Below are 24,506 nucleotides of genomic sequence, written 5' to 3' on the forward strand. Positions count from 1 at the left end.
ACCACCGGCCTTCGGCGTGCTCAGCCGCTCACCGCATGGTGGCCTTCGGGGCGCCCTTGCCCGGGTTGATGCGGGTCGGACCGGCGGCCGAGGGGCGGATGTCGAAGTCGAAGATCTCGGTGGGCAGGTAGACGGTCGCGCAGGAGTTGGGGATGTCCACCACGCCGGAGAGCCGGCCCTCGATGGGTGCGGCGCCGAGCAGCAGGTACGCCTGTTCCGGCTGGTAGCCGAAGCGGGTCAGGTAGTCGATGGCGTGCAGGCAGGCGCGCTGGTAGGCGAGCTGCGAGTCGAGGTACCGCTGTTCGCCGTCGAGGGTGACCGAGAGCCCGGAGAAGGCCAGCCACTGGCTGAACTGCGGCGGGTTGTCGCCCGGGATGAAGATCGTGTTCTCGGCGACGCCGTACGTCTGCATGCCGTTCTTGATCAGGTCTACGTGCAGGTCGACGAAGCCGCCCATCTCGATGGCGCCGCAGAAGGTGATCTCTCCGTCGCCCTGGGAGAAGTGCAGGTCGCCCAGCGACAGGTTGGCGCCCGGCACGAACACCGGGTAGAAGACCCGGCTGCCGACTGTGAAGTTCTTGATGTCCTGGTTCCCGCCGTTCTCCCGGGGCGGGGCGGTACGCGCCGCCTCCCCGGCCACCCGGTCGAAGTCGGCGCCGGTGAGGCTGCCTAGGATCGCGTCCTGCGGCTCGGGGGGCAGGGCCAGGGGCGGCACCCGGTCGGGCGCGGTCGCGATCAGCGCCCCCTCCCGCTGGTTCCAGGTCGCCAGCAGCGACGCGGACGGGGCGGTGCCCATCAGCCCCGGGTGGGCGATCCCGGTGAACGACACCCCGGGGATGTGCCGGGAGGTGGCCTTGCGGCCGCTGAAGTCCCAGACCGCCTTGTAGGCGTCGGGGAACTGCTCGGTCAGGAAGCCGCCGCCGTTGCCGGTGGGGAAGATGCCCGTGTAGCCCCAGCCCTGGCCGGCCAGCGGACCGGACTCCTGCGGGATGGGGCCCATGTCGAGGATGTCGACCATGAGCAGGTCGCCCGGCTCGGCGCCCTCGACGGCGAACGGGCCGCTGAGAGCGTGGACCCGGGTCAGCGGAGCATCCCGGATGTCCTCGGCGGAGTCGTCGTTGTGGATCGCGCCGTCGAACCACTCGCGGCAGTGGACGCGGAACGACTGTCCGGGCCGTACCGTCGCCACGGGCGGGATGTCGGGATGCCAGCGGTTGTGCCCGACCTTCTCCTGGTCGGTGAACCTCTTCGTCGAGTCTAGAGGGAACAGCAGTTCAGGCACGGTGTCGAGCCCTTCTCGTGCGTCCCGCCGCGGCGGGTCAGGTGGACTGCCCGAGCCCGGTCACCATCGGGGCAGACGGGCGTGGGCCGGGTTCGTCGAGCGGCGTGCCGGACGACGGCCGGGCACCCGCCCGACCACCTCCGGCTGCTCCGCGCTGCGCTCGGTCCGGTCCATGGCGTCGCGCAGCGCCGCCGGCATGCGGGCGAGCCGGGGCGCGGAGAACACCCGGGCCGCCGGCAACCCGCACCGGGGGCACCCCGTCGACGGGTCCGCGGTGCCGACCGGCGTCACGACGTCGAAGCTGCCGTCCTGCGGGCAGCGGTACTCGAAGGTGGCCATCGCCGCGTCCCGTCCAGCCTTTCGTGCGTGCGGTGGGCCGTTCCGCAGCGGCTCACCCTGTCTCTCCGATTGTGGCCTATTGCTGACATAAGCGGCGCGAAACGACGAATGAGGCGGAGTTCGTCGCGCCGGCCGAGGCGTGGGACACGTTGGCGATCATCGATGCATTGCGGGCATCGTCTACCCATGGCCGCCGTCTCCTCGTCCTCACTTCTGCGCCGCCTGCGGCCGGGTCTGCCGGTCGCCGTCGCGCTGTCCACCGCCGTACTCGTCACCGCCCTGAGCGCCGCCCCGCCGGCGGACGCCGGCACCGCGTACCCCGCTGCCGCTCCGGCGCCCGGCGGGTCCGCGACGCCCGTCGCGGACCCGACCGGGACCGTGACGCCGACGTCGACGCCCAAGCCGCCCGACCCGCCCAGCACCACGCCGTTCCCGCCGAGCGCGCCCACGAACCTGACCGCCACCCAGGTACGGAGCACGTCCGTCACGCTCACCTGGACGGCCGCCACGCGCGGCTGCTGCCCCGTCGTCGGGTACGACATCGTCTACCTCAGCCCGTTCGACGACGTGGTCTACAGCCTCAGCCTCGGCGACGTCACCACCGCGACGGTCACCAACTACATCCAGCCGGGCCGGCAGTACACGTTCCGGGTGTCGGCCCGGGACGGGGACAACCGTCGCTCGCCCGCCAGCGACCCGCTGACAGTGGTCACGCCGGTGACGGACACCGGCCCGGACACCACCCCGCCCAGCGCACCGGGGAACCTCACGGTCGGCGAGGTGACCGACTCGACCGCCAGGCTGTCGTGGTCACCGTCGACAGACGACGTCGGCGTGCTCGCCTACGACGTCTACCGGTTCGACGGCTGGTTCACCTCCACGCGCGTCGCCACCGTGCCGGGCACCACGTACACGATGTCGCTGCCGGCGCCGACGCCGCTGCGCACGCTGTACTACGTGCGGGCCCGCGACGCCGCCGGCAACGTGTCGATCGCCTCCAACACGGTCACCGTGCCCACGACGCCCACGCCACCGCCGCCGTCGACCTGCCGGGTCACCTACCGGAACCAGTCCGAGTGGCCGGGTGGCTTCGTGACGGCGGTGACGGTCCAGAACACCGGCACGGCGCCCGTCGACGGCTGGACCCTCACCTTCGGCTTCCCGGGGGACCAGCAGGTCACCACCGCGTGGAACGCCACAGTCAGCCAGACCGGCGCCGCGGTGACCGCCCGCAACGCCGACTGGAACCGCCTCATCGCGCCGAACGGCTCCGCGACGTTCGGCTTCCAGGGGCGGTGGAGCGCGAGCGACGCGCCGCCGACCGCCTTCTCGCTCAACGGGGCCCCCTGCGCGGTGGGCTGAGCACCGTCCGCGACCGGCTGAGAGGAGCATCGTGAGCACATCGCACCGCCACCGCACCCTGGTCGGGGCCGTCACGGCCGTCGTCCTCGCCGTCACCACCACATTCGGGGGTACGCCCGCGCCGGTCGCCGCCGCCAACACGCTCACCATGCGCGGCGCCGACGTCTCCTCCTTGCAGCGCAGCCTGGACCTGGGCGCTCAGTACTACGACGCCAACGGGGTGGCCCGCGACCCGCTGGACATCCTCCGGTCCGTCGGCGTCAACTACGTCCGGCTGCGCGTCTGGAACAACCCGCGCAGCGGCTACAACAACAAGAGCAAGGTGCTCGTCCAGGCGCGTACGGCGAAGGCCAAGGGCCTCAAGGTGCTGATCGACTTCCACTACTCCGACACCTGGGCCGACCCGGGCAAGCAGTACAAGCCGGCCGCCTGGGCCGGCCACAGCCTCAGCCAGTTGCGCGACGACGTGTACGCCTTCACGTACGACGTCTGCACCGCCCTGCGGGGGCAGGGCACGCCGCCGGACAGCGTGCAGATCGGCAACGAGATCAACGTCGGGATGCTGTGGAACGAGGGCAGGGTCGTCAACAACGACTTCGCCCCGCTGGCCTGGCTGCTCAAGCAGGGCTACAACGCGGTCAAGACCTGCGGCAGCAGCATCCCGGTGATGATCCACACCGCGAACGCCGACAGCAACGCCAACGCACGGTGGTTCTACGACGGCATCCGGGCGCAGGGCGTGCAGTGGGACATGACCGCCCTGTCGTACTACTGCATGTGGCACGGCAGCCTGGCCAACCTCTACAACAACATCGTCGACCTGCGCGGCCGCTACGGGAAGCCGGTGGTGATCGTGGAGACCGCGTACCCCTTCACCCGCGACAACGCCGACGGCGAGCCGAACGCCATCGGCGACGCGACCTGCGACGGCATCAGCGCGACCTGGGCCGGGCAGGCCCAGGAGTTCGACTGGGTGCAGAACACCGCCCGCAACGCCGGCGCGATCGGTGTCTTCTACTGGGAGCCGACCTGGTACGCGGTCAGCGGCAACGGCTGGGACCCGGCGAACATCAACGGCACCGGGAACCAGTGGGACAACATGGCCGTCTTCGACTGGTTCGGGCGGGTGAACCCGGGGGTGCACTGGTGGCCCTGACGGGCCGGCCGGCGCACCCCCGGCTCAGCGCCGCAGGAGCCGGCCGATCGAGTGGCGGCGGCCCCACGCGATGAACACGAACAGCGCGAACAGCACCACCGGGGTGAGCACCAGCGCGCCGCCGTCCAGGATGAACGCCTGGGTGACGGCGGCGCCGAGCATGAGCAGCGCGAGCCCGACGGCGGCCAGGCCGGCCAGTCGCGGCACGAGCAGCCCGATGCCACCGGCCAGCTCCACGAGGCCGATGAAGTAGCGGAACCAGGGCGCGGCGCCCATGTCCTCGAAGGACTGGACCGCGTTCGTCTCGCCGAACAGCTTGGGGCCGGCCGAGGCGACGATGAAGAAGACGCCGAGGAGGATCTGGAGCACCCAAAGCGTCCGGTGCAGCCCGCGGGCGACGGGCGGGGGAGTGGTGTCGGCAACGGTCGTGGTCATCGTTCCTCCTGCGGTCGGCTGGTGTTCCGCATCCGATCGGACGCACCAGTTCAGACCGGCCAGGGCGGGCGAACTCATCGCTGACAGCCGCGCCACGCAGTGGGGCCACGCCGCCCGTCACCCGGCCGTACCCTCTTCCGGTGAAGCTCCGCCGCCGGCTGGTCGCCGTGTCACTCCTCCTGGCGGTGGAGTCGGCGGCGTTCGCGCTGCTCGTCACCGAGTCCGTCCCGGGTGCGATGGCCGCCGCCGGCCTCACCTGCGTGTCGTTGTGGCCGCACCTCGTCCTGCACGAGTGCGGACACCTCGTCGTGGCGAAGCTGCTGCGCCTGCCGGTCGTCGCGGTACGCATCGCGCCCTTCAACGGTTGGCGCAACGAGGTGTCGGTAGGGCCTTCGCCGTCGATGACGGCATTGCCGCTGCGAATGGTGCTGTTCTATCTCGGTGGCCCGTCGGCCAATCTGTGCGCCGCGGCGGCGCTGGTCGTCGCGTCGGCGTCCACCGGTACGGCGTGGACGCGGCCGGCGATGCTCGGCGCCGCGTTCGTCGGGGCGATGCTCGGCCTGACCAACCTCGTTCCGGGGCGGTCGACGAACAGTGACGGCCACCACGTGCTCCGCTGGCTTCGGGCTCCGGCAGCCGCCCGTGCAGGGCTGCGGGTGGGCCCGGCCCGCCCGCAGCCGACCCGGTCAGTCCCCGAAGCCGCTCGGGTGGGCGTCCGCGACCGCGTTCAGCAGCACACCCTGCTCGAGCAGCGCTTTGCAGGCGCAGAGGACCATGGTGAACCCGCCCATCGAGTCGATCGCCCTGCCCACGGCCTGGTCGGCGGTGCCGGCGAAGCCGCTCTCGGTGATCCGGACCAGCGTGGTGTCGCCCTCGCCCGGCAGGAACCGCCACTCGACCTGGGTGGGTGACTCCGGATCCCACTCGACCAGGATGCGGCGGTTCTCCTCCACGTCCTTGACGGTGACGACGGTGGAGACGCCGTACATCTCCCACTCCCAGGTGACAGTGGCGCCGGGTTCCAGCCGGCCGCTGCTCCTGGTGAACCAGAACCTCGTGGTCACCGCCGGGTCGGCGAACGCCTGGAAGACCTCGGCGGCGGGCCGGCGGACGAGCATCTGCGCGGTGATGACGGGGGGTCGGGTCAAGCGGTCACTGTCCACGGTCAGCGGTGTTCCCTTCTCTCCCTCGGGCACGGCGAACGCGGTCACTATATGGCCGGAATTCGCTTGAGCGATGCCGCGCCGTGAGTCAGAGTCGGGCCATGATCTCCTACCTGAAGGGCGGCGACGCCCCGGCGCGATGAGCGCCCGCACGCGGCGCGACGGCGCCGCGACGATCCCGCAGGCCGTTCGCGGCGGTGACCCCGGCGGCCTGTGGCAGCAGGCGGTCCGGATCCGCCAGGAATGGCTCGACCACGCCCTGAACACGCAGCCGGCCGACCGGCCGGCCGCCGAGCGCTGCCTGACCGCCGTCTACGCGAGGGCGTCGCGGCCGCGACCCCGGTTCGAGTGGGTCGACTCGCCGGCCAAGGCGATTCCCCTGGTCGCCGGCTGGCCCACACTCGACTCGCTCCACGACCGCATCCGGGCGGCACGGCCGCCCAGGACGCCGCTGGTGGCGAGCGACATCGCCATGATCGTGTCCCAGCTCCGGGGTGCCCTCAGCGCGGGCGTGGCGCACACCGATCCCGAGCTGTCACCCGCCCGCACCGGTAAGGCCAGGGAGCCGTGGCCCGAGCTGCCGCCGCAGCGGGCCCTCGACAGCGGCGTACCGCTCGCCGTCGTGCTGCACCAGGGGGTACGCGCGGCGCTGCACCGCAGCCTCGCGCACGGGCTCTACCTGCCGGTGCGTGCGGCGCTGGCGAGCGGCGGCCCGGTGCCCGTGTGCTGGTACGGGCAGCAGGACGCGTCATGGATCGCGTACTACGACGTGCTGCGCCGGCTCGGCCTCGCCCGGTACGGGCCGGACGAGGACGGGCACCTCGACACCTGGGCCGGCCTGGCCCGCTCCGGCGGCTGGTGGTGGCCGGGGGAGGACGTCTGCGTCGTCGTGGACCGGCCGGCGGTCATCCGGACCGAGCCCGTCGCGGGAACGGCGCACGACCGGATCCGGCTGCGGCCCGGCGGCGTGCGCTATCGGGACGGCTGGCAACCACCGCTGAGCGGCGCGGGCGCAGACATTGATTTGATAGGCGGCGATAAATAGATTGGACTCGGGCGCCGCCGAGGTCCGCGGACCTCGGCGGCTTGACCGGGCCGCCTTCGAGCCGGGCACATCGGTCGTACGCATCGACCACTCACCCTGGCGCATCGCCGCGCCGCATCCTCGCGCGCCGCCGCGTCCGATCCGGGACGCGTGCCGCCGCGCCCTGCCCGACGTCGAAGGACTCTCCATGACGATTCTCCGTGCCCGACCCGCACCGCTCGTGGCGGCCGTCGCCGCGCTGGCCGCCGTCACCGCGGCCGGTACGGCCCTGCTCACCGGCCCGGCCGCGGCCGCGCAGGGCTGCCGGGTCGACTACACACCCAACCAGTGGCCCGGCGGGTTCACCGCGAACATCAAGGTGTCACCGGGTGACACAGCCGTCTCCGGCTGGACCGTAACCTGGACGTACGCCGGGGACGAGCGCGTGACGAACGGCTGGAACGCCACAGTCAGCCAGTCCGGGTCGACGGTGACCGCCCGCAACGTGTCGTACAACGGCAGCATCTCGGCCGGCGGCTCGACCGAGTTCGGCGTGCAGGGCACATTCGGCGCCGCAGGCGGCACGCCGACCGGGTTCAGCCTGAACGGCGTACCGTGCAACGGCGCCGGCCCGACCACACCGCCGCCCACCACGGCGCCGCCGACCTCAGCCCCGCCCACGACCGCCCCGCCCACGACGGCGCCGCCGACCACGGCGCCGCCGACGACCGCGCCGCCGACCACGGCACCTCCCACGACGGCGCCGCCGACCACCCCACCGCCGAGCGGGTGCGCGGGGGCGGTGCTCTGCGACGGTTTCGAGAACCAGACCGGTTCGACGCCGTCGGGTGACTGGAGCGTGGTGAGCCCGGACTGTTCCGGCGCCGGCACGGCCACCATCGACACGTCCACCACGCACAGCGGCAGCCGCGCGGTCCGCATCAACGGCGCGGCCGGGTACTGCAACCACGTGTTCGTCCGGACCACGAAGAACCTCAGCGGCCTGGGCAGCGTCAGGTACGCCCGGATCTGGGTGCGGCACACCACCGCCCAGCCCACCGACCACACCACGATGATCACCATGGCCGACGCCGCCGACGGCAACCGGGACCTGCGGCTGGGCGGCCAGAACGGCGCGCTCCAGTGGAACCGCGCCTCCGACGACGCCACGCTGCCCGAGCAGAGCCCGGCCGGGGTGGCGCAGAGCGTGCCGCTGCCCACCAACCGCTGGGCCTGCCTCGAGTTCATGGTGGACGGTTCGGCCGGTCAACTGCGTACCTGGCTGGACGGCGTCGCGGTGACCGGGCTGACCGCCGACGGCGTGCCGACGCACGACATCGACGGCCAGTGGTACAACCGCACCTGGCGACCGCAGCTCACCGACCTGAAGCTGGGCTGGGAGAGCTACGGCGGCGGCGCCGACACCCTCTGGTACGACGACGCCGCCGTCGGGTCCAGCCGGATCGGCTGCTGACGTGCCGTCGCCGGGTGGCTCAGTGCTCCACCGTCATGCGCTGCGTGCCGATCACGGAGAGCAGCCGCAGCGCCTCCTCCGACGGTGAGCCGGGGGTGGCGGTGTAGATGACCACCTGCTGGTCGCGGTCGGTGATGTCGAGGACGTCGCAGTTGACAGTCACCGGCCCGACCAGCGGGTGCCGGAACGTCTTGCACAGCGTCCGTGCGCCGCCCACCTCGTGCGAGGCCCACAGGCGGGCGAACTCCTCGCTCCCGGCGAGCAGCTCCGCGATCAGCGCGGCCATCTCCGGATCGTCCGGATAGCGGGCCGCGGCGGCGCGCAGCCGTCCGACCGAGTGGCGGGCGAACTCGCTCGCGTCCGACACGCCGTACATCAGGTGCGGGCCGAGGAAGGCACGGCGGACCAGGTTGCGGTCCCGCCGGGACACCGCGGAGAAGTCCTCCATGAGCGCCGCCGCGAGGTCGTTCCAGGCGATCACCTCGAACGCCGCCGAGGTCACGAACGCCGCCGCCTGCGGCAGCCGGTGCAGCAGGTCCAGCACGCTCTGGCGTACCTCCCGGGGTGGCCCGGGCGGCGGCGCGGGCGGCTCCCCGGCCAGGTGGTGGAGGTGGTCGCGTTCGGCGTCGGAGAGCCGCAGCGCGCGGGCCAGCCCGGCCAGCACCTCCCGCGACGGACGCGGACCCCGGCCCTGCTCCAGCCGCGTGTAGTACTCGGTCGAGATGAACGCCAGCCGCGCCACCTCCTCGCGACGCAACCCGGGGGTGCGGCGCCGCCGTCCGGCGGGCAGGCCCACGTCGGCCGGTGCGATCTGTTCCCGCCTGCTGCGCAGGAACACTGCCAGCTCACGTCGGTCCACGACCCCAGTGTGCCCGTGCGCGGCGGCGCGTAACCAGGTACCGGCCGTACCTGGATGGGCTCCGCGACCGGACGCAGGCTTGCCGGCATGGACACCACACGAACCGACACGACCGTCCACCCCACCACCGGCCTGCTGGCCGGCAAGGTCGCCTTCATCACCGGCGCCGGGCGCGGCATCGGCGCCGCGGCGGCCCGGCTGTTCGCCGCCGAGGGCGCCCGGGTGCTGCTCGCCGCCCGGACCGAGGAACAGCTGAAGGCGGTCACCGAGCAGATCCGGGCCACGGGCGGCACCGCCGAGTACGTCGTCTGCGACCTGGCCGAAGCGGCGAGCGTGCGTGCCGCCGTCGACCGCGCCGTCGAGGTGTACGGCCGCCTCGACGTCGCCTTCAACAACGGCGCGACGATCGTGCCGCCCGGACCGATGGACCGGGTGCGCGAAGACGACTTCGACCACGTCTACGCCGTCAACCTCAAGGGACCGTGGCTCGCCATGGTCGCCGAGGTCGCCGCGATCCGGGCCACCGCCGGCACCGGCGCGATCGTCAACAACTCCAGCGTCGGCAGCCTGATGGGCAACCCCGAACTGCCCGCGTACGGGGCGATGAAGCGCGCCGTGAACAGCCTTACCGAGTCCGCCGCGGTCACCTACGGGCCGGAGGGCATCCGCGTCAACGCGATCGCCCCGGGCAGTACGCTCACCGAGATGATGCGCTCCTGGGACGCCGAGTCGCCGGGCATCATCGACCGGCTCGCGGCCGCCACGCCGTTGCGCCGGGCCGCCGAGCCCGACGAGATCGCCCAGGCCGCCGCCTGGCTGCTCAGCGACCGCGCCTCCTTCGTCACCGGCACGGTGCTGCGGGTCGACGGCGGCGCGCGGGCCTGACCCGGCTCAGACGGTGGCGTCCTGGACCGGCCGGGGCTCGACCGCGCCGGCCGGGACGGGCGAGGGCCGGAAGCCCTTCACGACCAGGTAGACACCGAGCGAGAACTCCCACACCGCGATGGGGAGCGCGGCGACAGCCGTCACCGGCGACAGCCGGTCCCAGGCGCCGAACAGGACGCCGAGGTCGGAGGCGACGAGCAGTGGCGCGCCGACGAGACCGAGCACCGGCAGCACGCGCGGCACGAGGCGGGACTGGTACAGCAGGGTGCCCACCAGCAGCGCGTTCACTGCCGGCAGGAGCGACTGGCTGAGCAGGAACACCGAGTCGTAGAAGGCGACGAGCGCCTGGCCGGTGACGAGCGCGTCCGGCCCGGCCCCGGACCGCCGCAGCGCGACGAGCGTCAGGACGCTCGCGACGCCGACGAGGATGCCGGCTGCCTCCAGGCCCCGGGCGCCGGCGAAACCCAGCGCCCGGGCCGGGCCCTGGTGCTTGAGCACCGGGTACAGCGCGACGGCGGTGCCGACGCAGGCGAGCGCGACGATCATCTCCAGCACGCCACCGAGGACGACCGGGGCGTCCGACGTGGTGCCCAGGACGTAGTCCGCCTCGCGGATCGGGGCGTACAGGGTCAGGGTGGGGATCGAGACGAAGGTGAGCAGATAGGCGCCGCCCGCGACCAGCGACGTCTTTCGCAGTGAGTCCATCGGGTTTCCCCTCCGCCGCCGCCCGGCCGATGGTGGTCGTGCCCTCACTGTCCTGCGGACCGGCCCGGCGGCGCATCGGCCGCTCGGGCAGTCACCTCGCGCGATGCGTACGGGCCACCGGTGCGGCACACCGGTGGCCCGTACGCGTCAGCGGCTCATCGCGTACGCCACCACGATCGCCGCGACGAGCGCGAGCGCGGCCAGCACCGCCGCCGCGATCTTCGCCGCACTGTAGGGGCGCTCGCCGATGACCTGACCGGTCCGCGCGTTCACCAGCACCTGGTACGACCGCCCGGCGTGCAGGTACGCGGCGATCCACACCGGCAGCAGGACCAGCTTGTACGACACGTCGGAGTACGTGGTGTCGACGGCGGACACCCGCTGCTCGTCGCCGCCGATGTCCGACCGGCAGTCCCGCTCGATGACCGGCGCCATCCGCGCCTTCGCCTCGGTCAGCCCTGCCTCGGGCTCGGTGTCGTACCGCAGGGCCTGGTATCCGGCCAGGTAGTCGCCGTGGTAGGCGGTCACCTCGGCCAGCGGCCACGGCGCAAGCTTGTCCAACTGCTCGGTGGGCAGGTGGGTGGTGGCGGGCACCAGCACATCGTCGAAGTCCCGGCGGACGGTGCCGGCGGCCGGATGCCACCGGGTGTGCCGCACCTGCCGGGTCCGCGTCTCCTGCTTGCCGTCGACCGTCACCGTGTACGTCTCGGTGACGTAGTAGTGCTCGCCCCGCTGACCCTGGTAGTCCGACACGGTCCGCGCGTCGAACGTCCAGTGCGGCAGGTACGTGCCCTTCAGCGTCTCCGCCTCGGTGATCTTCTTCAGGCTCCCGGGCGCGAACCAGCGGCTGCCGCACCACTGGCCCAGGGCCGTCCGCACGCCGTTACGGTCGACGGCGAACGGCAGCACCGCCTCCGGCGCGATCAGCTCACCCGCTCCGGCGTCGGCCACCAGCGGGGTGGCGCAGAACTGGCAGCGCTGTGCCAGCGCGTCGCTCTCCGTCCGGGCGCCGCAGCCCGGGCAGACGAACGTGTGCGCCCCGACGCTCGCCACCGGCTTGCGGGGCAGCGACGCCAGTTCCGCGTACGCGTGCTCGCGCACCTCCCGGCCGGCGCCGGCGATCTCCTGCCGGTACCCGCAGTACGGGCAGCTCAGCGTGGTGGTGCCCGGCGCGTACTCCACCCGGGCGCCGCACCCCCCGCACTGGTACGAGGGCGGCGAGACAGCCGTGTCGCTCATGCCGGCGGCAGCGGCGGCGGGACGCTGGCGAGGACCGACGCCAGCTCGGGCACCTGCCCGGCGGGCTGCCACTGCGCCATGCCGGCGCGCCAGACGAGCGTGTCCGCGCCGAGCGCGCCCGCACCCGCCTGCTCGGCCAGCCCACCGAGGTCGTACGGGCCCTGCCGCTGGCCGCCGACGCCGACGTACCACTGGGCCTGGTCCGGCAGCGGCGGCGGCTCGGCGGCGGCCGGCTGCGCGGGGGCCGGCTGGGCCGGCACCGGCTGCGTGGCCGCGCCCCCGCCCATCGACCGGGCCATCTGCTGGCCCATCGCCATGCCGAGGCCGAGGCCGATGCCCGCGCCCGCCTCGCCACCCGGGTTGTTCGCCGCGGCCTCCATCGCGTTCGCCGCCTGGAAGCGGGTGTACCGGTCCAGGTCGCCGACCGCGCCCATGCTGGTCCGCTTGTCCAGCGCCTTCTCGACCTCCGGCGGCACCGACACGTTCTCGATGACGAACTTGGGGATCGCGATACCGACCTCGGCCAGTTCCTCGGTCAGCACGGCGGCCAGCCGCCGGCCGATCGCGTCCTGGTGCGCCGCGAGGTCCAGCAGCGGCACCCCGGCCGTGGCGAGCGCGCCGCCGAGCCGCCCGACCATGAGCTGCCGCAGGTACTCCTGCACCTCCTCGGTGCGGAACTGAGGGTCGGTGCCGACCAGTTCCCGTAGCAGCCGCGCCGCGTCCACCACTCGGGCCGCGAAGGCGCCGAACGCCCGCACCCGCACCACACCGAACTCGGCGTCGCGCAGGATGACCGGGTTCTGGGTGCCCCACTTCATGTCCGTGAACTGCCGGGTGTTGACGAAGTACACCTCGGCCTTGAACGGAGAGTTGAAGCCGTACTTCCAGCCCTTCAGGGTGGACAGGATCGGCAGGTTGCGGGTCTCCAGCGTGTACGTCCCCGGTGCGAAGACGTCGGCGATCTTCCCCTCGTTGACGAACACCGCCGTCTGGGACTCCCGGACGACCAGTTGGGCGCCCATCTTGATCTCGTTCTGATACCGGGGGAATCGCCAGACCATCGTGTCGCGGCTGTCGTCCAGCCACTCGATGATGTCGATGAGCTCGCCCCGGAGCTTGTCCATCAGCCCCATCGCAACCCTTTCCTCGGCGCCGGTCTCCGGCGTCGCGGCGACCATAGCAACCGCCCGCCACCTGCGAAAAGACAGCTTTTCGGCGCTATCGGCGGCCACCGATCGGAGGCGCTCAGCCGGTTTCGCCGGCCATCGATTCGCCGGTGGCCGTACGCTGCTCCGGAAGCCGGGACGCCCGGCCGGGGGTATCGACGAGGCGCTCGGTCTCCTGCACCAGATAGTGCGGGCGGCGCTTGGTCTCGTAGTAGATCCGGCCGATGTACTCGCCGATCACCCCGAGGATCATCATCTGGATGCCGCCGAGCCCGATCACGCTGACGATGATCGTGGTGTAGCCGGGCACGTCGATGCCCTTCTCCACGGCGTCCGCTACCACCCAGGCCATGTAGCCCACCGCGATGAGCGTGAGGAACAGCCCGCCGTAGATGGCCAGGCGCAGCGGCCGGTTGTTGAACGACAGCAGGCCGTCGAACGCGTAGTTGAACAGCTTGCCGAACGTCCAGCGGCTGTGCCCGGCCTGCCGGGTCTCGTTGCGGTGCGCCACCACCGCCGTGCGGAAGCCGATCCACGAGAACAGGCCCTTGGAGAAGCGGTTGTATTCCGGCATGGCCAGGATCGCGTTCACCGCGAGCCGGGACAGCAGCCGGAAGTCGCCCGCGCCGTCGAGCAGGCGGACGTCTATCCACCAGTTGACCAGGCGGTAGAAGGAGCGCGAGGCGACCATCCGGATGAACCGGTCCCCACGCCGGTCCCGGCGGGCGATCACCTGGTCGAAGCCCTGGCGGTAGAGCATCACCATCTCGGGCAGCAACCGCGGCGGATGTTGCAGGTCGGCGTCCATGATGACCACCGCGTCGCCGGTGGCCCGGCGCAGGCCGGCGAGCATGGCCGCCTCCTTGCCGAAGTTGCGGCTCAGCGACGTGTAGCAGACGGCCGGGTCGGCGGCGGCGAGCCGGCGCAGCGCCGCAAGCGTGCCGTCCTCGCTGCCGTCGTCGACGTACACCACCTCGACGTCCACGTCCTGCAGTTCGGCGAACGCGACGCTGAGCATCTCGTGCAGCCGCTCCACCGACGCTTCCTCGTTGAAGCAGGGCACCACCACTGACAACCGCACGGCGCTCACCGTGCCCGGCCCGCGCCCGGGCACCCGGCGTCAGAGGCGGTAGACAAGCGTGCCATCGACATCCTCCCGGGTGATGCCCAGCCCGTCGACCGGCCGGGTCTCGATGCCCTCCCACGGCGTCCCCGCCGCGCGGCTCGGCACCGCGACGACCGACCGCACGCCGATCCCGCGCAGGTACGCCACGCTGCCCGCGTCGGGGAACGAGGCCACGGCGACCCGGGTCTGGGCCTGGGTGACCGGCTCGAAACCGCCGAGCCCGTTGGTGATCCGGGGGAACCCGTCGGTCGACCACAGCATGTAGTTCAGGTCGCCCACCCCACCGGCGGGCAGCACCAGCATGGGTTCCGGCGCGGTCCGCATCGCCGCCGGTGGCGTCGGCACGACCGGGTGCGGCGTACGGTTGACGCCCTCCAGCGTGACCAGGGCGAGCGGCACCAGCAGGACCAGTGCCGCGACGGCCCGGGACGCGCGCGCCGCCGCCGGCCGGCGCCACGACTCGGCCAGCGCGGTCACCAGCCCGGCCGCCAGCACGGCCAGCAACAGGCTGGTCCAGTGCATCATCCGGCCCGGGGTGCGCAACGCGTCCCAGCCCGGCAGGAGCCGGGACAGCGTCAGGTAGCCGGGTTCGCCGTCCCCGCCGAGCGTGGAACCGAGGCCCAGCAGCACGGTGCCGGCCACGCCGAGGCCCAGCGTGACCCGGTGCCGCACCGGGAAGGCCGAGACGAACAGCCCCGCCGCGGCCAGCCCGATCAGCGTCATGCCTGGTAGCAGTGCCATCTCCGGCGGCCAGGTGAGCTGTTCGCGGGCGGCGGCGTGCCGTTCCCCCCACAGCCACGAGTCGCCGGGCGCGGTGACGAACCCGATCAGCGGCGGGGAGAACATCTTGGTCCAGTCCAGCGACCGGACGGCCTGCGGGTTGAGGTCGACCACGCGCAGGTAGACCAGCCCGAGCAGCAGCGTGACGGTGCCGAACACGGCGCCACCGGCCAGGTCCGCGACGAGCAGCCGCCGGCCGAACGGGGGCCGTTCCCGCTTGCGCCACCAGGACCAGCCGTAGCAGCCGGCCGCCACCAGCGCGGCGGCCAGCAGGAAGTAGACGAGCGGCAGCCCGATGCCGAAGCCGAGCGTGACCTGCCAGGCCGCGACGAGCCACCCGGCCACCGCCCAGCCGGGCCGACGGCGCTCCGGGCGGTATCCGTGGCGCAGCGACCAGCCGTGGCCACGCGCCAGCATCGCCAGCGCCAGCGCGATCCCGCCGCTGGACAGGATGTTCAGGTGGCCGGAGTGCGCCAGCCGCCACGGCGCGTACGCCCACGCCACCCCGGCGACCGCACCGCCCCAGCGGTTCGCGCCGAGCTGCCGGGCCAGCGCGTACGCCCCGACGAACGCCAGCGCGTGCAACAGCACGTAGAGCACGTTGTAGCGGATCAGCGCGGCCTCGAATCCGGAGCCGAGCATCCCGAACGGCGCGTAGCCGAGCAGCGTGTCGCTGTAGGCGTAGGTGTAGCGCTCCGGATAGAACGTGTTCGAGTTCCACAGGTTGGCCGGGTCGTTGAGCAGGGCGTGTCCCGACCAGGCGACCTGCCACGCCTGCAACGTCGGGTCGCCCAGGTCGCCGGGGATCGTGGTCGCCGGGTGCCGCAACGTCGGCCAGGTCAGCACCACCGCCAGCAGCAGACTGCCCAGGATCGCCAGCGTCCACTCCGGGTTCGGCCGCCACCGGCGGCTGCCGTCCGTCGGGCGCTCGTCGGTGGGGCTGTCGTCCGAGGGCGGATCGGCGGGCGGCTGCGCGGGACCGCTGTCCTCAGCGGCCGGCGGGGCGACGGCGGGCCGGATTTTCATGGGATAGATGCTTCACGATGCTGCTGATCCTGTCGATCCGCTGTCCGAAATATGGTTGAAACTTCCGGCCCGCAGTACCGGAAGGGCCGGCTACGCGAACCGGTCCGCGAGCGCCGACAGCTTACTGACGTACGCCGGCCAGTCATAGCCGTCGGGGACGTTCCGGTTCTCCCGCCCCAGCCCGATCGCCGCGTCGTGCTGCTCGCGCATGATGTCGGCGTGACCGGCGTGCCGGGCCAGGTCGACGCAGACGTGCACGATGATCTGGTGCAGCGTGACGTCCTGCCGGCCCGGATACCACCACGGCACCCGCCCCGGCGCGTCCAGCGGCAGCGTCTCGATCGTCTCGTCCGCGAACGCTCCTACCCGGCGGTAGAGGTCGATCAGCCCGTCCTTGGTCTCGTCCTCCCGGGCGTACCAGTCCGCCTGCGGGTCCGCGTCGAACATCTCCAGCGCGACCAGTTCCCCGGGGTTGGGGAACTCGCGGCCGAACGTGGGCCCGAAGTAGCCGGCCTCGACGTTCAGGCAGTGCTTGAGCAGGCCCAGGAAGTTGTTGCCGGTCGCGGTGCGGGGAAGCCGGGCCTCGCGTTCGCTCAGCCCGTCGAGCTTCCAGATCAGGTTCTCCCGGATCGCGCGGAGGTAGTGGTGCAGCGCGGTCTTCGGGTCCTTCGATTCGGTCATGCCCGACACTCTCGCGCATGGGTCGGACATCGTGGGGGCGGCGGCGGTCAGCCGGTCTGGTCGTTGTCCTTGTGCGCGCCCCACCCGTGCCAGCGCTCGATCTCGATCCACGCGCTGACCCGGCCGCGGTCCCGTCGCGGGTACGGCCGTCCGGTGTAGTGCTGCGAGATCCGGTCGATGTCCGCCAGGCCCTCGTCGTCGCGCACCTCGACCACCCGCCCGATGAGGCTGACGTGGGTGTACCAGTTCCCCTCGTCCAGCACCGTCAGGGAGACCCGGGGGTCGCTGCGCAGGTGCGCCAGCCGGCGGCGGCCCTCGTCCATGTTCACCAGGACGCGGCCGTCCTCCCAGAGGTACCAGGTGGCCGCGGTCACCGGCTGGCCGTCGCGCAGTGTGGCGATGACGGCGGGATTCGGCTTGGACAGCATGGCGACGGCGGGCTCGGGCAGCGGCGGCTTCGACATGGCTCCCACTCTACGTACCCGCCGGTCCCGCCGCTGGTCATGCGGCGGGCGGGGCTCCCCGGCGTCGTGGGCCGGGGAGCCCGTCGCGTGCCGGTCAGGCGCGCACGCTCCACCGCTGGTTGGTGCCGCCGTGGCAGTCCCAGAGGTTGATCCTGGTCCCGTTGGCGGTGCCGTAGCCGGCCGCGTCCAGGCAGCGCCCGGACTGGACCCCACTGATCGTGCCGTCGGCGTTGAGGTTCCACTGCTGGTTGGGCTGGCCGTTGCAGTCCCAGATGATCACGCTGGTGCCGTTGGCGGTGCCCCGCCCGTTGGCGTCCAGGCACTTGTTGCCGAGCACCTGCAACTGCTTGGCCGAGGTGTACGTCCAGCGCTGCATGGTGCCGCCCCAGCAGTCGTACAACTGCACGGCGGTGCCGTTCGTGGTGCTGCCGTTCGGCACGTCCAGGCACCGGCCCGAGCCGACGCCGACCAGTTGCACGTTCTGGTAGGTGCCCCCGCCGCTGCCGGGGGTGCCGATGCTGCCGGACACCGACTGCAACGCGCGGTACCAGACGGCGGCCATCTTGTCGTAGCCGGTGGCGGTCGGGTGGACGCCGTCGATCAGGTCGGCGGTGGTCAGCGCCGAGTGCTGGTCGACCAGGTGGACCCGCTTGCCGGCGTTCACCTTCGACTGCACGATGCCAGGGATGGCGGCGTTGAACGTGCGCACCGCCGCCTCCTGGCCGGAGTTCGCCAGCGGGATGATCTGCGCGACGAACACGTCCGCGTTCGGCGCCGTGTTGGTGATGCGGTCGATCAGCGACGACAGCCGGTTCGGCGCGGTCGAGACGTTGTAGTTCTGCAGGATGTCGTTGGTGCCGATGTGCAGCAGCACGGTGCGTGGCTGGTAGGAGTTCAGCCAGCCGGTGATGTTGGCGTCGATCTGGTCGATGCGCCAGCCGGGGTGGCCCTCGTGGTCGTGGTCGCCGAGGTTGCCCGGCCCGTTGAACTGGGAGCCGACCAGGTCGACCCGGTAGCCGCCGGCGGCCATCCGCTGCCACAGGCCGATCCGGTAGCCGCCCGGCACCTGGGTGCCCTCGGTGATGGAGTCACCGAGTGGCATCACCCGGGTGCCGCCGTTGGACTCGGCGCCCGCCGGGCCGGCGGACGTGAGCACGCCGGCGGCCAGCAGGGCGAGCGCGGCGCCCGCGGTGAGCCATCTTCTCGCTCGGGTACGCATGACTGTTCCTCTCACGGGCTGGTGCAGGTCAGGGACGGGGTGGAGGGCGAGCCGTTCGCCACGAAGCCGAACGTGGTCGAGCCGGACGCCGGCACCGAGCCGTTGTATTCCGCGTTGCGGACGGTCGCCGTGGAGCCGCTGGTGCTCAGCGTGCCGCTCCAGACCTGGCTGATGCTCTGGCCGCCGGCGAGGTTCCACCGGACCGACCAGCCGTTGAGCGCCGCGGTGCCGGCGGTGACCGTCACCTCGGCCTGGAACCCGCCGGACCAGGAGTTTGTGGTGCGGTAGGTCGCGGTGCAGGCACCACCGGACGGCGGCGGCGTGGTGGGCGGCGGGGTCGTGGGCGGCGTGGTGGTCGGCGGGGGATCGATCGGCGGCGGCGTGGTGGTCGGCGGGTTCGTGGGCGGGGGAGTGCTCCCGGCGGGGGTGAACCGCCAGTGGTCGATGTTGAACAGCGAGCCGCTGCCGCCGGTGAACCGCAGGTACAGGTCGTGGGTGCCGGTGGCGCCGCTGACCGCGCAGGTCGTGTCGGCCCAGGTCTGCCAGCCGCCGGTGCCGGAGACCCGGCAGGTGCCCACCACCGTGCCGCCGGTGCCGTCCAGGCGCAGCTCGATGGTGCCGCCACTGCCGGCCGAGGCCACCCGCGCGGTGAACGAGGCCGCGCCGGTGCCGAAGGCGACGCCCTTGACCTTGATGTAGTCACCGTTGTCGACGAAGCCGACGTTCATCCCCCCGCCGCTGGCCGGCTCGGTCTCGATCCCCTGCCCCCAGGCGATCGTCTCCGCCTCCTGCCGGACGTACGGGTTGAGCGTGCCCACCTGAGGTGCGCCGGTGGTGGTCATGTTGATCGTGGGGATCGAGCCGTCCGCGCCGTAGGAGAACTTCTCCACCGCCACCGACCTGGTGAAACCGCCGCCGCCGGGCAGGGCCCCGTTGTGGTAGAAGAGGTAGGAGCCACCCTTGAAGTCGACGATCCCGGGGTGGTTGGTGAAGCTGCTGCCCTGGGTGGGCATGACCGTGCCGCGGTAGGTCCACGGCCCCAGCGGGCCGGGCGCCGTCGAGTAGGCGAGGAACTCCGAGCAGCACTTGGCGGCGAACACGTTGTAGTAGATGTTGTTGCGCTTGTAGACCCAGGGCCCCTCCTCGTAGAGGGTGGGCCGGTTCGCGTCTCCGGTCCGCGTCCCGAAGCCCGCGGTGGTCAGCGGGATCTGCGTCGGGCTGCCCGAGTACGAGGTCATGTCCGAGTTCAGCTTCACGTACCACAGGCGCGGGTTGCCCCAGTACAGGTATGCCTGGCCGTCGTCGTCGATGAACACGGTGGGGTCGATCTCGCCGTTGCTCACCAGCGGGCGCCCGATGGCGTCCCGGAACGGCCCGGTGGGGCTGTCCGCCACCGCCACCCCGATGCCCATCTGGCCGGTCGCCCGCACGACCATCGGCACGTACCAGTAGAACTTGCCGTTACGGTAGACCGCCTGGCCGGCCCACGCGTCCTGCTTGGCCCAGCTGAACGTGGCGAGGTTGAGCGGTGAGCCGTGGTCGGTCCAGTTGACCATGTCGTCGGACGAGTAGACCCGCCACTCCTTCATGGTGAACCAGGTCGAGTTGTCCTCGTCGTGGCCGGTGTAGAGGTAGACGCGGCCGTTGTAGACCAGCGGTGCCGGGTCGGCCGTGTAGATGTTCTGCACGATCGGGTTGTCCGCCCGGGCGGCGGTCGGGCTCAGCTCTCCGGCGATGACCGGGGCCAGCCCCAGCAGGGCGAGCATGGTCACGGCCAGCGCGAGCCATCGTCTGGTCCGGCGGTCGGTTCTCCATAGCGTTGAGGTCACAGGTCATCTCCCCGGTTGGCCGCGCCGCGGCGGATGGGTGTGGTAGGTCGGGCCGTCATGCCCGGCTCCATTTCTGGCTGCTGCCGCCCGTGCAGGCGGACAGGACGATCGCGGTGCCGTTGCCGGTCCCGCCGCCGTTCGGGCTCAGGCACAGTCCGGACTGGACGCCGGTGATCGTGCCGTCGGTGTTGACGTTCCACTGCTGGTTGGTGCCGCCGTTGCAGTCCCAGATGATGACCCGGGTGCCGGACGAGGTGCCCTGGCTCTCGGCGTCGAGGCACTTGCTGCCGTACACCTGGAGCTGGCGGCCGGAGGTCGCCGTCCACTGCTGGTTCGCGCCGCCGTTGCACTCCCACAACGTCACCTGCGTGCCGTTGGTCTGGGACTGGTTCGGCACGTCCAGGCAGCGGCTGGAGTTGGGGTTGAGCAGCGCGCCGCTCGTACCCCCGGGGTTGCCGCCCGGGCCGGCGACCACCGACAGGTTGTCGAACTGGGCGGTCCCGCCCTGGCTGGTGCCGAAGCCGACCTGGCCGGTGCCGAACGTGGAGTCGGTGGCCGTGCCGACGGTCGTGCCGTCGATGGTCGCGGTGATGGTGGTGCCGGAGAAGCCGAGCGCGAGGCTGTGCCAGCGGTTGGTGCCCAACGCGGCGACGTTCCCGCTGCGCAGAGTGACGAGCTGCCCGGCGGTGTTGTTGCGCAGGATGGACCACGCGCCGGAGTCGGTGACCCGCAGGAAGTAGGCGTTGTACCGGCCGATCGGGTCCAGGTTGGTGCTGCCGACGCGCCCCATGATCTGGGCGTAGCCGGCCTGTTCGAGCAGGACGTCGGCGGAGACCGTGTAGTTGCCCCAGCTCAGGTTCCCGCCGTAGGTCGCCGGGTCGGCGAGCGTCTTCCAGGTGATCGGCGCCTGCGCGGACATCTGGCGCAGGCACATGCCGGCCCGCCCGCCGCCGCAGCCGACGGTCTCGAACGCGCCCTGCATGTCCTGGAGGTACTTCGGGAACCGTCCGCTGGCGTAGCCGTCGAAGTCGTCGCGGTACGGCAGGCCCAGCGAGCCCTGCGCCGGGCTGGTGGCGGTGCCCTTGCCCTGCCCGCTGGTGGTGGTGACGGTGTAGAGGTGACCGGGCTGGACGGTGAGCGAGAACGACCCGCCCGACGGGGTGATGTCCGCGCCGCGGACGAAGAAGTCGTTCGGGTTCGTCGAGTTCAGGTTCGTGGCCCAGATGTGCACCTGGCCGGTCGACAGCCCGCCGGTGACGTTCATGGTGACCTGCTGGGCCGCGGTGGCGTCCATGGTCTCGATGACCGTGCTGTAGTCGCCGCTGCTGGTCGACCGCAACGATACGTAGCTGCCGTTGTTGCGGTTGCCGCCCAGGTAGCCCGAGGACGAGTCCAGGTAGCGCCAGCCGGGCGCGGTGAACTGGGTGGTGTGCGCCAGCGCCCAGGTGTTCTTGCCGACCGAGTACCAGCCGGACCACGGCTGGTTGGCCAGGATCAGCCCGACAGTGGACCAGGGCAGGTTCGGCGTGATCGCCGCGATCAGGTCCCAGTTGAGGTAGGCGACCATCCGGCCGTCGATGTAGCCCCGGTTGATGCCGCGGGCGAGGGGCTTGGCGCCGTCGTTGTAGTCCTGCGATCCGCCCTCGCTGTTCCACAGCGTCTTGCCGGTGCTGGTGGCGGTGGACGAGACGGTGCAGGTGGTCTGCGCGCTGAGGTAGCCGCACGGGTAGTGGCCGCTGAGCACGTCGATGCTGTTGCGTAGCGTGGTGTTGCTGGCGACCGCGTTCGCCGGGCCCCAGCTGCCGGGGTAGTCGTCCCCGTAGATGATCTTCACACCGCTGTAGCCGTTGGCGTTCAGCGCCTGGCGCAGGCTGATGGTCCAGTTGGCGTCGGTGCGCTTCTCGTTCTGGGCGGCGGTGATGTAGTCCATGGTGAGGTTGTGCTGCCGCGCGCAGCCCAGCCAGCTCACGAAGTAGTCGATCATGTCCTGGGACATGAAGTTGCCGTTGCCGATCCAGCCGGGAGCGCCCCACGGCAGCGCCGCCAGCTTGATGGCGGGGTTGCGGGCCTTGGCCTGCTCCATGATCCACCACTGGTAGCCGCGGTTGCAGTTCAGGTCGCCCCGCACGTGTGCGTGGCTCGGCTCCGAGCCGCTTGTGGAGTTGGTGTCGCCGCCCATCTCGACCTTGAGGATCTGCAACGCGGCGCCGTAGCCGGGCTTGAACAGGTAGTCCAGGATCTGTCCGCGCTGCGGCTCCGGATAGTCGATCAGCAGCCGGCTGTTGCCGCCGCCGCCGCTGACCGCGCCCACCCCGTCGAACGTCTGGCCGCCGGAGGTGCCGTTGACGGTGATCGTGGTGGCCGCCTGCGCGGGTCCGGCGGTGAGGGTCAGGCCGCCGGCGGCGGCAAGGACGCTGGCGGCCAGCGCCGCCAGCAGTCGGGGGCGACGGCGCCTCCGTCTCGGTTCGGACATGACGAGTCCCTTCACGAATGCGGGGTGTGGTCGCTTGCCTCGCCCGCCGGTCAGCGGTAGCCGGCGGCGACGATGTCGGCTTGGACGGCGTTCTCGGTCGCGTCGGACGGATAGCCCGCCACCATGGCGCCCTCGTAGAAGGTGCCGGCGCTGAGGTTCGCGCCGCCGCCGGGCTTGCAGCAGTCGCCGCCGCTGCCCAGGATGATGGCGCCCTGCTTGCGCATCGGGCTGTAGCCGGCCGGCAGCGACCCGTCGTAGAGCGTGGCGAGGCCACCGGACTGGGCGTTGCTGCCCTTGATGGCGAACCGCGAGGTGCCGTTGTTCTTCAGGGTGGCGGTGACGAACCGGTTGGTGAAGGCCCGCTGGTTCGGGTTCCAGGACTGGCTGCCACCCGGGTAGAGACCCCACTCCAGGTCGGCCTGCACCCAGGGGCCGCTGCCGGAGCAGCCGCCGAACCAGCAGCTGGTGCTGAAGTTGATCGCGTCCATCGCCCCGGCCGCGTCGGCGCTGCGGGTGGTCTCGCTGTTGCCGTAGTCGAAACAGCAGCCGCTGTTGACGTGGGTGCCGCTGGTCACCATGTACATGCCCTCGGGGGCCGCGCCGGTGGGGACGCCGGTCAGGTGGCCGTCGCGCCAGTAGCTGTTCCCGGGATTGATGTAGAGCGAGTACGCCCGGGCGCCCCCGACCGTCAACGACTCGCTCGTCGCGTTCGCGGGCCGGCTGGAGGTGGAGCCGGGGACCTGCGCGGAGCCCTGGTACCACAGGTCGTTCCCGCGTCCCGACTGGTCGAACACGGCGGTGATCACGCAGCTCGTACCGGCGCAGAACGCGTCCTGTGCGGCGGCGTCGGCGTAGCCGCCGTTGCCCAGCAGCCCGATGTTGCGGGTGGCGTTGTCGGAGGCGCGGCGAACCTGGTAGAGGTTGCCGCCGTACGCCGAGAACAGCGCCCGGGTGGTGCTGTGCGCGGCCACGCACGGCGTGCCGCCCGCGGCGTAGATGTCGCACGGCCGCCCCCCGGGCGGGGGCGTCGAGGTGGGCGGCGGTGACGACGGCGTGGCCGAGGTGTTCCACCGCTGGTTGGCCTGGCCGTTGCAGGTCCACAGGATGATCCTGGTGCCGTTGGCGGTGCCCGCGTTCGTGGCGTCCAGGCACAGCCCGGACTGCTGGCCGGTGATGGTGCCGGCCGAGGTGACGTTCCACTGCTGGTTGGCCTGGCCGTTGCAGTCCCAGATGATCACGGCCGTGCCCGGGCTGGTGCCCTGGCCGTTGGCGTCCAGGCACTTGCTGCCGTACACCATGAACTGCTTCGCCGACGTGTACGTCCAGTTCTGCGGCGTGCCGCCCGTGCAGTCGTAGAGCTGCACCTGGGTGCCGTTCGTGGTGCTGCCGTTGGGGACGTCGACGCAGCGGCCGGACTGCGCGCCCACGATGGAGCCGGGCCCGGGGGCGGCCACGGCGTTTCGGCTCGAAGTGGCCAGGGCGGCACCGGCGACGACAAGGACGAGAATCAGCGCGGGGATGGTCAGACGGGATGGTCCGGATCGGACGGACCGGGGACGGGGGATCACCATGACGGCTCCTCGGGTACGCAGGGCTCCGCGACCGTTCGTGCCGGCGCGGTGCCTCACGAGCTATGGATGGCCGCCGGTGCAAGCGCTAACACCTGTGAAGCAAGGGGTCTGAACAGCCTGGTGGTGGTGGCATGTCAGGTGGCAGTGTTAACGCAAACATCGACCAGTGTTAATTAGAGCACACCTCGGCGGGAAGCGGGATCTCGGTTTGCTCCCCGCCCAGGGCCGGGCCGGGGGCGGTCTGCCAC

Annotated in this window: 21 protein-coding genes; 5 read left to right on the forward strand and 16 right to left on the reverse strand. The window is 71.7% G+C overall.

All coding sequences use genetic code 11. The annotated features are described in order from the left end of the window. Window positions 1-28: 28 nt before the first annotated feature. Together fmdA and AB0D28_RS14350 are read right to left on the reverse strand one after the other, a co-directional pair. A complete protein-coding gene (gene fmdA, locus AB0D28_RS14345; RefSeq protein WP_357385767.1) occupies window positions 29-1,282 on the reverse strand; it encodes a formamidase in 1,254 nt (417 codons plus the stop codon). Between the two features lie 60 nt (window positions 1,283-1,342). After that, window positions 1,343-1,621 carry an FmdB family zinc ribbon protein gene (locus AB0D28_RS14350; RefSeq protein WP_357385769.1) on the reverse strand — a complete coding sequence of 93 codons (279 nt, stop codon included), beginning with the start codon at window positions 1,619-1,621 and terminating at the stop codon, window positions 1,343-1,345. Between the two features lie 186 nt (window positions 1,622-1,807). On the opposite strand from AB0D28_RS14350, the gene AB0D28_RS14355 reads away from it, so the two are divergent. Both AB0D28_RS14355 and AB0D28_RS14360 read left to right on the forward strand, forming a co-directional pair. Further along, window positions 1,808-2,983, forward strand: a complete 1,176-nt coding sequence (locus tag AB0D28_RS14355) for a cellulose binding domain-containing protein (RefSeq protein WP_357385771.1) — start codon at window positions 1,808-1,810, stop codon at window positions 2,981-2,983. 31 nt (window positions 2,984-3,014) lie between these two features. Continuing rightward, window positions 3,015-4,139, forward strand: coding sequence for a glycosyl hydrolase 53 family protein (locus AB0D28_RS14360; protein WP_357385773.1), 1,125 nt, complete (start codon window positions 3,015-3,017; stop codon window positions 4,137-4,139). A 24-nt stretch (window positions 4,140-4,163) separates the two neighbouring features. Here the strand turns inward: AB0D28_RS14360 and AB0D28_RS14365 are convergent, their stop codons facing one another. After that, on the reverse strand, window positions 4,164-4,574 hold the full coding sequence (locus AB0D28_RS14365) for a DoxX family protein (RefSeq protein ID WP_357385775.1): 411 nt from the start codon (window positions 4,572-4,574) through the stop codon (window positions 4,164-4,166). 686 nt (window positions 4,575-5,260) lie between these two features. Continuing rightward, window positions 5,261-5,722 carry an SRPBCC family protein gene (locus tag AB0D28_RS14370; protein ID WP_357385777.1) on the reverse strand — a complete coding sequence of 154 codons (462 nt, stop codon included), beginning with the start codon at window positions 5,720-5,722 and terminating at the stop codon, window positions 5,261-5,263. 154 nt (window positions 5,723-5,876) lie between these two features. Between AB0D28_RS14370 and AB0D28_RS14375 the strand changes: the two genes are divergently transcribed. Both AB0D28_RS14375 and AB0D28_RS14380 read left to right on the forward strand, forming a co-directional pair. Further along, on the forward strand, window positions 5,877-6,782 hold the full coding sequence (locus AB0D28_RS14375) for a DUF6745 domain-containing protein (protein ID WP_357385779.1): 906 nt from the start codon (window positions 5,877-5,879) through the stop codon (window positions 6,780-6,782). 187 nt (window positions 6,783-6,969) lie between these two features. Beyond that, window positions 6,970-8,235 (forward strand): cellulose-binding domain-containing protein, encoded by a 1,266-nt coding sequence (locus AB0D28_RS14380; RefSeq protein ID WP_357385781.1) that lies wholly within the window; start codon window positions 6,970-6,972, stop codon window positions 8,233-8,235. Between the two features lie 19 nt (window positions 8,236-8,254). Here the strand turns inward: AB0D28_RS14380 and AB0D28_RS14385 are convergent, their stop codons facing one another. Beyond that, window positions 8,255-9,094 carry a helix-turn-helix transcriptional regulator gene (locus tag AB0D28_RS14385; RefSeq protein WP_357385783.1) on the reverse strand — a complete coding sequence of 280 codons (840 nt, stop codon included), beginning with the start codon at window positions 9,092-9,094 and terminating at the stop codon, window positions 8,255-8,257. A gap of 87 nt (window positions 9,095-9,181) precedes the next feature. On the opposite strand from AB0D28_RS14385, the gene AB0D28_RS14390 reads away from it, so the two are divergent. Further along, window positions 9,182-9,979, forward strand: a complete 798-nt coding sequence (locus tag AB0D28_RS14390) for a glucose 1-dehydrogenase (protein ID WP_357385785.1) — start codon at window positions 9,182-9,184, stop codon at window positions 9,977-9,979. A 6-nt stretch (window positions 9,980-9,985) separates the two neighbouring features. Here AB0D28_RS14390 and AB0D28_RS14395 read toward each other — a convergent pair whose 3' ends face one another. The 11 genes from AB0D28_RS14395 to AB0D28_RS14445 all read right to left on the reverse strand — a co-directional run bounded on the left by AB0D28_RS14395 (window position 9,986) and on the right by AB0D28_RS14445 (window position 24,258). Continuing rightward, window positions 9,986-10,684 (reverse strand): DUF4386 domain-containing protein, encoded by a 699-nt coding sequence (locus AB0D28_RS14395; RefSeq protein ID WP_357385787.1) that lies wholly within the window; start codon window positions 10,682-10,684, stop codon window positions 9,986-9,988. Between the two features lie 147 nt (window positions 10,685-10,831). Next, window positions 10,832-11,923, reverse strand: coding sequence for a hypothetical protein (locus AB0D28_RS14400; protein ID WP_357385789.1), 1,092 nt, complete (start codon window positions 11,921-11,923; stop codon window positions 10,832-10,834). Further along, a complete protein-coding gene (locus AB0D28_RS14405) occupies window positions 11,920-13,056 on the reverse strand; it encodes an SPFH domain-containing protein (protein ID WP_357385791.1) in 1,137 nt (378 codons plus the stop codon). The genes AB0D28_RS14400 and AB0D28_RS14405 overlap by 4 nt, the downstream gene beginning before the upstream one ends. Window positions 13,057-13,168: 112 nt before the next feature. Next, window positions 13,169-14,179 carry a glycosyltransferase family 2 protein gene (locus AB0D28_RS14410; RefSeq protein ID WP_357385793.1) on the reverse strand — a complete coding sequence of 337 codons (1,011 nt, stop codon included), beginning with the start codon at window positions 14,177-14,179 and terminating at the stop codon, window positions 13,169-13,171. Window positions 14,180-14,209: 30 nt separating this feature from the next. Next, on the reverse strand, window positions 14,210-16,021 hold the full coding sequence (locus tag AB0D28_RS14415) for a hypothetical protein (RefSeq protein WP_357385795.1): 1,812 nt from the start codon (window positions 16,019-16,021) through the stop codon (window positions 14,210-14,212). A gap of 90 nt (window positions 16,022-16,111) precedes the next feature. Then, window positions 16,112-16,702 carry a DinB family protein gene (locus tag AB0D28_RS14420; RefSeq protein WP_357385797.1) on the reverse strand — a complete coding sequence of 197 codons (591 nt, stop codon included), beginning with the start codon at window positions 16,700-16,702 and terminating at the stop codon, window positions 16,112-16,114. A gap of 47 nt (window positions 16,703-16,749) precedes the next feature. After that, entirely contained in the window at window positions 16,750-17,166 is a 417-nt protein-coding gene (locus AB0D28_RS14425; protein ID WP_357385799.1) for a PPOX class F420-dependent oxidoreductase, read from the reverse strand. 94 nt (window positions 17,167-17,260) lie between these two features. Then, window positions 17,261-18,385 (reverse strand): ricin-type beta-trefoil lectin domain protein, encoded by a 1,125-nt coding sequence (locus AB0D28_RS14430; protein WP_357385801.1) that lies wholly within the window; start codon window positions 18,383-18,385, stop codon window positions 17,261-17,263. 11 nt (window positions 18,386-18,396) lie between these two features. Then, window positions 18,397-20,151 carry a family 43 glycosylhydrolase gene (locus AB0D28_RS14435; protein ID WP_357385870.1) on the reverse strand — a complete coding sequence of 585 codons (1,755 nt, stop codon included), beginning with the start codon at window positions 20,149-20,151 and terminating at the stop codon, window positions 18,397-18,399. A gap of 118 nt (window positions 20,152-20,269) precedes the next feature. Beyond that, window positions 20,270-22,687 (reverse strand): ricin-type beta-trefoil lectin domain protein, encoded by a 2,418-nt coding sequence (locus AB0D28_RS14440; protein WP_357385803.1) that lies wholly within the window; start codon window positions 22,685-22,687, stop codon window positions 20,270-20,272. 50 nt (window positions 22,688-22,737) lie between these two features. Then, window positions 22,738-24,258: an arabinofuranosidase catalytic domain-containing protein gene (locus AB0D28_RS14445; protein WP_357385805.1), complete on the reverse strand. Its 1,521-nt coding sequence runs from the start codon at window positions 24,256-24,258 to the stop codon at window positions 22,738-22,740. Between the last annotated feature and the right edge of the window lie 248 nt (window positions 24,259-24,506).

Origin of the sequence: Micromonospora sp. NPDC048169, assembly GCF_040652815.1 — a bacterium.
Lineage (GTDB): Bacteria > Actinomycetota > Actinomycetes > Mycobacteriales > Micromonosporaceae > Micromonospora.

Coding starts and splice junctions, on each gene's coding strand:
- AB0D28_RS14350 (WP_357385769.1), bottom strand. CDS start 1,621: ATGGCCACCTTCGAGTACCGCTGCCCGCAGGACGGCAGCTTCGACGTC.
- AB0D28_RS14355 (WP_357385771.1), top strand. CDS start 1,808: ATGGCCGCCGTCTCCTCGTCCTCACTTCTGCGCCGCCTGCGGCCGGGT.
- AB0D28_RS14365 (WP_357385775.1), bottom strand. CDS start 4,574: ATGACCACGACCGTTGCCGACACCACTCCCCCGCCCGTCGCCCGCGGG.
- AB0D28_RS14375 (WP_357385779.1), top strand. CDS start 5,877: ATGAGCGCCCGCACGCGGCGCGACGGCGCCGCGACGATCCCGCAGGCC.
- AB0D28_RS14380 (WP_357385781.1), top strand. CDS start 6,970: ATGACGATTCTCCGTGCCCGACCCGCACCGCTCGTGGCGGCCGTCGCC.
- AB0D28_RS14390 (WP_357385785.1), top strand. CDS start 9,182: ATGGACACCACACGAACCGACACGACCGTCCACCCCACCACCGGCCTG.
- AB0D28_RS14395 (WP_357385787.1), bottom strand. CDS start 10,684: ATGGACTCACTGCGAAAGACGTCGCTGGTCGCGGGCGGCGCCTATCTG.
- AB0D28_RS14400 (WP_357385789.1), bottom strand. CDS start 11,923: ATGAGCGACACGGCTGTCTCGCCGCCCTCGTACCAGTGCGGGGGGTGC.
- AB0D28_RS14405 (WP_357385791.1), bottom strand. CDS start 13,056: ATGGGGCTGATGGACAAGCTCCGGGGCGAGCTCATCGACATCATCGAG.
- AB0D28_RS14415 (WP_357385795.1), bottom strand. CDS start 16,021: ATGAAAATCCGGCCCGCCGTCGCCCCGCCGGCCGCTGAGGACAGCGGT.
- AB0D28_RS14420 (WP_357385797.1), bottom strand. CDS start 16,702: ATGACCGAATCGAAGGACCCGAAGACCGCGCTGCACCACTACCTCCGC.
- AB0D28_RS14425 (WP_357385799.1), bottom strand. CDS start 17,166: ATGTCGAAGCCGCCGCTGCCCGAGCCCGCCGTCGCCATGCTGTCCAAG.
- AB0D28_RS14430 (WP_357385801.1), bottom strand. CDS start 18,385: ATGCGTACCCGAGCGAGAAGATGGCTCACCGCGGGCGCCGCGCTCGCC.
- AB0D28_RS14435 (WP_357385870.1), bottom strand. CDS start 20,151: ATGCTCGCCCTGCTGGGGCTGGCCCCGGTCATCGCCGGAGAGCTGAGC.
- AB0D28_RS14440 (WP_357385803.1), bottom strand. CDS start 22,687: ATGTCCGAACCGAGACGGAGGCGCCGTCGCCCCCGACTGCTGGCGGCG.
- AB0D28_RS14445 (WP_357385805.1), bottom strand. CDS start 24,258: ATGGTGATCCCCCGTCCCCGGTCCGTCCGATCCGGACCATCCCGTCTG.